Genomic DNA, 8108 nt, shown 5'->3' on the forward strand with positions numbered 1-8108 from the left:
ACTATAAATTGTGTTACAATAGAATGGTCAGGATTGATAAAAAAAATGCTAAATTAAAATAACGCATAGGGAGGGCAACTATGAACAAAAAAAACAATGGCATGATGAAAAATGCCTTGTATTATGTCCTCGTAATCTTAGCGATGGTTATGGTCGTATATTTTATCTTTGGTAATAACGGCCAACGATCGTCAGATATCGAGTACACAAAATTTACAGAACAATTACAAGCAGGTAAAATCAAAGAATTTGAAGTGCAACCTGCAAATGGTGTATATAAAATTTCTGGAGAGTATAAAGAACAGCAAACCGTCTCTAACAGTGGTGGACTTGCTATCTTAGGATCGACAGATACAAAAACGACACACTTTACAACGATTATTTTGCCAAACGATACCACACTTAGCCAAGTGACTGATTTAGCGAAAGAACATAACGTAGCTACAACAGTCAAAGAAGAATCAAGCAGTGGCGTATGGGTATCCTTATTGCTAAGCTTCTTACCAATTATCATCCTTGTGTTCTTCTTCTATATGATGATGGGGCAACAAGGTGGTGGCGGAGGCGGCGGTGGCCGTGTCATGAACTTTGGTAAATCAAAAGCCAAAGAAGCCGACAAAAAAGCTAACCGTGTACGCTTCTCAGATGTCGCTGGTGCAGAAGAAGAGAAACAAGAATTGGTTGAAGTTGTTGAATTCTTAAGAGATCCGCGACGTTTTGTTGAGTTAGGCGCACGTATCCCAGCTGGTGTTCTTTTAGAAGGACCTCCAGGAACTGGTAAAACATTGTTGGCAAAAGCTGTAGCTGGAGAAGCGGGTGTACCGTTTTACTCTATTTCAGGTTCTGACTTTGTAGAAATGTTTGTGGGTGTTGGGGCAAGTCGTGTTCGTGACTTATTTGAAACAGCGAAGAAAAATGCTCCAGCAATCATCTTCATCGATGAAATTGATGCTGTTGGTCGTCAACGTGGCGCAGGCATGGGCGGTGGACATGATGAACGTGAACAAACACTGAACCAATTGCTAGTTGAAATGGACGGATTTGATGGGAATGAAGGTGTCATCGTCATTGCTGCAACAAACCGTTCAGATGTACTTGACCCTGCACTTTTACGTCCAGGACGTTTTGACCGTCAAATTTTAGTTGGTCGTCCAGATGTGAAAGGCCGTGAAGCAATCTTACGTGTTCACGCACGAAACAAACCGATGGCAGATGACGTTGATTTGAAAGTCGTGGCACAACAAACACCAGGTTTTGCTGGTGCAGATTTAGAAAATGTCTTAAACGAAGCAGCTTTAGTTGCGGCTCGTCGTAACAAGAAGAAAATCGATGCTTCAGATATTGATGAAGCAGAAGATCGCGTGATTGCAGGTCCAGCTAAGAAAGATCGCGTAATCAGCAAAAAAGAACGAGAAATGGTGGCTTATCACGAAGCAGGTCATACGATCGTTGGTTTAGTCTTGAGTCGGGCACGTGTGGTTCATAAAGTAACCATTATTCCACGTGGACGTGCAGGTGGTTATATGATCGCCTTACCAAAAGAAGATCAATTCTTGATGACAAAAGAAGATATGTTTGAACAAATCGTTGGTTTGCTTGGTGGTCGAACAGCAGAAGAAATCATCTTCAACGTTCAATCAACTGGGGCTTCTAATGACTTTGAACAAGCAACAGCTTTAGCACGAAGCATGGTAACTGAATATGGAATGAGTGATCGTTTAGGTCCAGTTCAATATGAAGGAAATCATCAAGTATTCGTTGGTCGTGACTATGGTCAAACGAAAGCTTACTCTGAACAAGTGGCTTTTGAAATTGACCAAGAAGTGCGTAAGATTTTGATGGAAGCTCATCAAAAAGCGCATGAGATCATCGAAGCACATCGAGCACAACATAAATTGATCGCTGAAAAACTGTTAGAATTTGAAACACTCGATGCGAAAGCAATCAAATCTTTATTTGAAAAAGGTGTTATGCCTGAAGGTTCAGAATCTGCTAACTATCCTAGTGAAAAAGAAGCGCAAACTTTTGAAGAAGCAAAACGTGCTTTGGAAGAAAAAGACGCAGAAAAACAAGCGGAAGAAAAGCAAGATTTTGAGCACGATAAGAAAGAATTTGAAGAAGAGAAAAAAGAATTAAATGAAGAAGAACATCAAACTTCTTCAACAGATGATTCGGATGATCAACCGAAATAATCGCTAAAAAATGAGAGCTACGACAAAAGTCGTGGCTCTTTTTTAGTAGTTGTTTTATTTTTTATTATAGAATAGGCAAATAAAAGAAAAGATAACATTCATAAGTTGAAAATTATCAGCGTAACTAGTATGATTCACTATGAATTTAAAAATCGGAAAAGAGGTACATAAATAAATGGAAGATTATTTGATCAAGGCACTGGCCTATGATGGCTATGTACGTGCTTATGCAGTTCAAGCAACAAATACTGTTGCAGAAGCCCAAAAACGACACGACACTTGGCATACATCATCGGCTGCATTAGGTCGTACGCTTGTTGGCGGACTTTTACTAGGTTCGACGCTAAAAGGCGAAGACAAGTTAACTGTGCGGATTCAAGGGGATGGTCCGGCTAATGGGATTGTGGTAGATGCAAATGGTAAAGGAGAAGTCAAAGGCTATATCCAAAACCCTCATTTGAGCCTACCTTTGAATGAAGCAGGAAAAATTGATGTGCGTGGTGCTGTGGGAACGCAAGGGATGTTCAGTGTTACTAAAGACCTCGGTTTGAAAGAACCATTTTCGGGACAAACACCTATTGTTTCTGGAGAAATTGCGGAAGACTTTACCTATTATCTTGCAATCTCAGAACAGATTCCTTCAGCAGTTGGATTGAGCGTTTTAGTTAACACGGATGACAGTATCAAAACAGCTGGTGGATTTATGATCCAAATCATGCCTGGTGCAGATGAAGAAACTATCAGTAAAATCGAAGAACAATTAAAAACGACACCACGTATTTCTACTTTATTAGACGAAGGATTAACACCTGAAAAAATTCTTGAAGGTTTACTAGGAACTAGTGAGTTGAATATTTTAGAGAAAATGCCGGTACAATTCAAATGTGATTGCTCAAAAGAAAAATTTGGGGAAGCAATTATTGCTTTAGGGGCAGAAGAAATCCAAGCGATGATTGATGAAGATCACGGAGCAGAAGCCGTTTGTTCATTCTGCAACAACAAGTATGAATACAGTGAAGCAGAATTATCCGAGCTAAAAGCAGAAGCGCTGGGAGGAAAATAAGTGGAACATACATGGAAAATCGGACATGTTGAAATTCCCAATCGAGTAGTTGTCGCACCGATGGCTGGAATCACTAATTCAGCTTTTCGTGTGACCGTCAAAGAGTTCGGTGCTGGATTAGTCGTCTGTGAGATGATCAGTGACCAAGGAATCCATTTTAGAAACAAGAAAACATTAGAGATGCTGCATATCGAAGAAACAGAACATCCACTAAGCTTGCAAATTTTTGGTGGAAACAAAGATACTTTGGTCGAGGCTGCCCAATTCGTTCAAGAAAATACAGCGGCTGACATCATTGATATCAATATGGGTTGCCCAGTGAACAAAATCATCAAAGCAGAAGCAGGCGCTAAATGGTTATTGGATCCAGATAAAGTTTATGAGATGGTGCAAGCTGTCTCTTCTGCCGTTGATGTACCAGTTACTGTGAAAATGAGAATTGGTTGGGATGACCAACATGTCTTTGCTGTGCAAAATGCTTTAGCGGCTGAAGCAGCTGGTGCCAGTGCAATCGCCATGCACGGACGTACGAGAGTACAAATGTATGAAGGTAAAGCAAACTGGGAAGTATTGAAAGAAGTTAAAAGTCAGCTCAAAATCCCATTTATGGGCAATGGAGATGTCAAAACTCCGGAAGATGCTAAAAGAATGTTAGAATACGTAGGAGCGGATGGTGTGATGATCGGGCGTGCAGCGTTAGGCAATCCTTGGATGATCCATCGCACCCAGCATTACTTAGAAACCGGCGAGTTAATCCCTGAACCAACACCAAGAGAAAAAATCGAGACCGCTAAATTACATTTGAAACGTTTAGTCGATTTAAAAGGGGAGGTTGTTGCGTGCCGAGAATTTCGGACGCATGCTTCCTATTATTTAAAAGGAATCTCTCGAGCAGCAAAAGTAAAAGTTGCAATCAATCAAGCAGAAAAACAAGTAGAAATCAATGAACTGCTTGACCGCTTTTTAGAGAAAACAGAAAAAGTATCTGTGAAATAATCCAGTGATTTTCTAAGTTTTTCGTGAATTTTCAAGTCGAACTTTAAGTTCGGCTTGCTTTTTTTGTGTTTCATTGGCATTATAGGAAAGAGAATAACATGAGAATGGAGGAACTTTTGTGACACAGGAACAACAACATCAAGTAGAAGATTTAAACGATCAAATGCTTGTTCGCCGTCAAAAAATGGAGCAATTAAGAGAAAATGGGATTGATCCTTTTGGTAAACGATTTGAACGTACGCACAATTCAGAAGAATTACATGAATTGTTTGATCCAAGAACAAAAGAAGAATTAGCAGAGATGGGGCTAACTGCAAGTGTAGCCGGTCGAATGATCACTCGTCGTGGTAAAGGAAAAGCTGGATTTGCTCACTTACAAGATCGTGAAGGCCAAATCCAAATTTATGTACGTAAAGATCAAGTAGGTGATGAAGCCTATGATGTATTCAAACATGCTGATTTAGGAGACTTCTTTGGCGTAACAGGTGAAATCATGAAGACTGACACTGGCGAAGTTTCAATCAAGGCATCAGAAATCACTATTTTATCAAAAGCTTTACGTCCGCTACCAGATAAATACCATGGATTGATTAATATCGAACAACGTTATCGTCAACGTTATCTTGATTTGATCAGTAACCGTGAAAGTTTTGATCGCTTCATGAAACGTAGCCAAATTATTAGCGAAATCCGTCGTTATTTAGATGGTAATGGCTATATTGAAGTAGAAACACCAGTCTTACACAATGAAGCCGGTGGTGCTGCAGCTCGTCCATTTATTACACACCATAACGCACTAGATATTGATTTATACTTACGTATTGCGTTAGAACTTCATTTAAAACGCCTAATTGTGGGTGGAATGGAAAAAGTTTACGAAATCGGTCGCGTTTTCCGTAATGAAGGGATCGATACAACTCATAATCCAGAATTTACGATGTTAGAAGCTTACACCGCTTATACAGATTTCCAGGATGTCATGAACTTGACTGAAGGAATCATTCGTAATGCAGCCCAAAAAGTTCTTGGTACAGCAGAAATCACTTATGATGGCCAAGCAGTTGATTTGGAAAGTGACTTTAAACGTATCCATATGGTAGATGCGATCAAAGAGCAAACAGGTGTCGATTTCTGGAAAGAAATGACATTAGAAGAAGCATTAGCACTTGCTGAAGAGCATCACGTAGAAGTGACCGAAGCAATGGGTGTAGGACATGTCATCAATGAGTTCTTTGAAACTTTTGTGGAAGAAACATTGACACAACCAACTTTTGTTTACGGACATCCAGTAGAAGTATCTCCATTGGCGAAAAAGAATCCAGAAGATCCACGCTTTACCGATCGTTTTGAATTGTTTATCGTTGGTCGGGAATTTGCGAATGCCTTTACCGAATTAAATGATCCAATTGATCAAAGAGAACGTTTTGAGGCCCAAGAAAAAGAACGTGAGCTAGGAAACGATGAAGCACACGGTGTCGATGAAGACTTCTTGGAAGCTTTAGAATATGGTATGCCACCAACTGGCGGTCTAGGTATCGGAATTGACCGTTTAGTTATGTTATTGACGGATGCACAGTCGATCCGTGATGTTTTACTATTCCCAACGATGCGTTAGATATGGTGAATATGAATAAAAAAGAAGCCAAGAACTGTTGGCTTCTTTTTTTATAATCTAGTAAAAGAGAGAAGTCAAAGGATCACTCTATTTTTAGTAGATAGCGTAAAACTTACACCACTTTTTGTCAGTTTCTTTTTTGAAATAATGAGGTACGGTAAAAAAATGCAAGGCGAGGATAATCGAAAAATTTATTATGTGGAGGCATAGATAAAGGAATTGCTTGCTTGTATTTGAGTGGATTGATTAAACTATCTTCTTATTTATAACGAATATTAAAGAATAAGGGATGAGTAATATCGCAGGAAAACTATTAAAATACGAATGATTATTTTTAAAATTACAGAAATGATCGTTCAATGAAAAAAACTTGAAAAAATACAAAAAATTCGTTGACCGTTAAAGGTTTAGTTGGTATATTATTATTTGTTCAAAAGTTATCACTAAATAACTTCTGACAAAAATAAAAAATAACTTCAAAAAGTTCTTGACGTGTGAGAGATCACATGATAAGATAACTGAGTCGTTAAAAAACAACAGCTTACGAAGCTTGATTCTATCGAAAAAAACTTCAAAAAAGTTGTTGACAAATAACAAACGATGAGTTATGATAAATGAGTTGCTGAAACACTTCTGAAAAATGAAGTTAAAAAAACTTTTAAAAAAGAGTTGACAAACAAATGTCACTCTGATATGATATAAAAGTTGCTACGGCAATCTCAAATGATTAGCTTTTATCAAGTAGACCTTTGAAAACTGAACAAAGCAAAGACAAACCAAATGTGTAGGGCGTCTTGATTGATTCAAGACAACAAACATTTTTAACAAGCAAGCAATATGCTAGCAAACAATTGAGCTTAACAATCGCAAGATTGTTCGAACTTTTTATGAGAGTTTGATCCTGGCTCAGGACGAACGCTGGCGGCGTGCCTAATACATGCAAGTCGAACGCTTCTTTTTCCACCGGAGCTTGCTCCACCGGAAAAAGAGGAGTGGCGAACGGGTGAGTAACACGTGGGTAACCTGCCCATCAGAAGGGGATAACACTTGGAAACAGGTGCTAATACCGTATAACAATCGAAACCGCATGGTTTCGATTTGAAAGGCGCTTTCGGGTGTCGCTGATGGATGGACCCGCGGTGCATTAGCTAGTTGGTGAGGTAACGGCTCACCAAGGCGACGATGCATAGCCGACCTGAGAGGGTGATCGGCCACATTGGGACTGAGACACGGCCCAAACTCCTACGGGAGGCAGCAGTAGGGAATCTTCGGCAATGGACGAAAGTCTGACCGAGCAACGCCGCGTGAGTGAAGAAGGTTTTCGGATCGTAAAACTCTGTTGTTAGAGAAGAACAAGGATGAGAGTAACTGTTCATCCCTTGACGGTATCTAACCAGAAAGCCACGGCTAACTACGTGCCAGCAGCCGCGGTAATACGTAGGTGGCAAGCGTTGTCCGGATTTATTGGGCGTAAAGCGAGCGCAGGCGGTTTCTTAAGTCTGATGTGAAAGCCCCCGGCTCAACCGGGGAGGGTCATTGGAAACTGGGAGACTTGAGTGCAGAAGAGGAGAGTGGAATTCCATGTGTAGCGGTGAAATGCGTAGATATATGGAGGAACACCAGTGGCGAAGGCGGCTCTCTGGTCTGTAACTGACGCTGAGGCTCGAAAGCGTGGGGAGCAAACAGGATTAGATACCCTGGTAGTCCACGCCGTAAACGATGAGTGCTAAGTGTTGGAGGGTTTCCGCCCTTCAGTGCTGCAGCTAACGCATTAAGCACTCCGCCTGGGGAGTACGACCGCAAGGTTGAAACTCAAAGGAATTGACGGGGGCCCGCACAAGCGGTGGAGCATGTGGTTTAATTCGAAGCAACGCGAAGAACCTTACCAGGTCTTGACATCCTTTGACCACTCTAGAGATAGAGCTTCCCCTTCGGGGGCAAAGTGACAGGTGGTGCATGGTTGTCGTCAGCTCGTGTCGTGAGATGTTGGGTTAAGTCCCGCAACGAGCGCAACCCTTATTGTTAGTTGCCATCATTTAGTTGGGCACTCTAGCAAGACTGCCGGTGACAAACCGGAGGAAGGTGGGGATGACGTCAAATCATCATGCCCCTTATGACCTGGGCTACACACGTGCTACAATGGGAAGTACAACGAGTCGCAAAGTCGCGAGGCTAAGCTAATCTCTTAAAGCTTCTCTCAGTTCGGATTGTAGGCTGCAACTCGCCTACATGAAGCCGGAAT

The 8108-nt window shown here is 41.0% G+C and carries 4 protein-coding genes and 1 rRNA gene (1 of these 5 running past the window's edge); all 5 read left to right on the forward strand.

Annotation, left to right across the window (positions count from 1 at the left end; all coding sequences use genetic code 11):
• The first annotated feature begins 80 nt into the window (after positions 1 to 80).
• Positions 81 to 2192, forward strand: coding sequence for an ATP-dependent zinc metalloprotease FtsH (gene ftsH / locus EHR_RS05340; RefSeq protein ID WP_010720576.1), 2112 nt, complete (start codon positions 81 to 83; stop codon positions 2190 to 2192).
• A 175-nt stretch (positions 2193 to 2367) separates the two neighbouring features.
• A complete protein-coding gene (hslO, locus tag EHR_RS05345; RefSeq protein WP_010737293.1) occupies positions 2368 to 3255 on the forward strand; it encodes an Hsp33 family molecular chaperone HslO in 888 nt (295 codons plus the stop codon).
• Entirely contained in the window at positions 3256 to 4251 is a 996-nt protein-coding gene (dusB, locus tag EHR_RS05350) for a tRNA dihydrouridine synthase DusB (protein WP_010720574.1), read from the forward strand.
• Positions 4252 to 4369: 118 nt separating this feature from the next.
• Positions 4370 to 5866 (forward strand): lysine--tRNA ligase, encoded by a 1497-nt coding sequence (gene lysS, locus EHR_RS05355; protein ID WP_010737294.1) that lies wholly within the window; start codon positions 4370 to 4372, stop codon positions 5864 to 5866.
• Between the two features lie 883 nt (positions 5867 to 6749).
• Positions 6750 to 8108, forward strand: a 16S ribosomal RNA gene (locus EHR_RS05360) (it continues 201 nt past the right edge of the window).

Origin of the sequence: Enterococcus hirae ATCC 9790 (genome assembly GCF_000271405.2) — a bacterium.
Lineage (GTDB): Bacteria > Bacillota > Bacilli > Lactobacillales > Enterococcaceae > Enterococcus_B > Enterococcus_B hirae.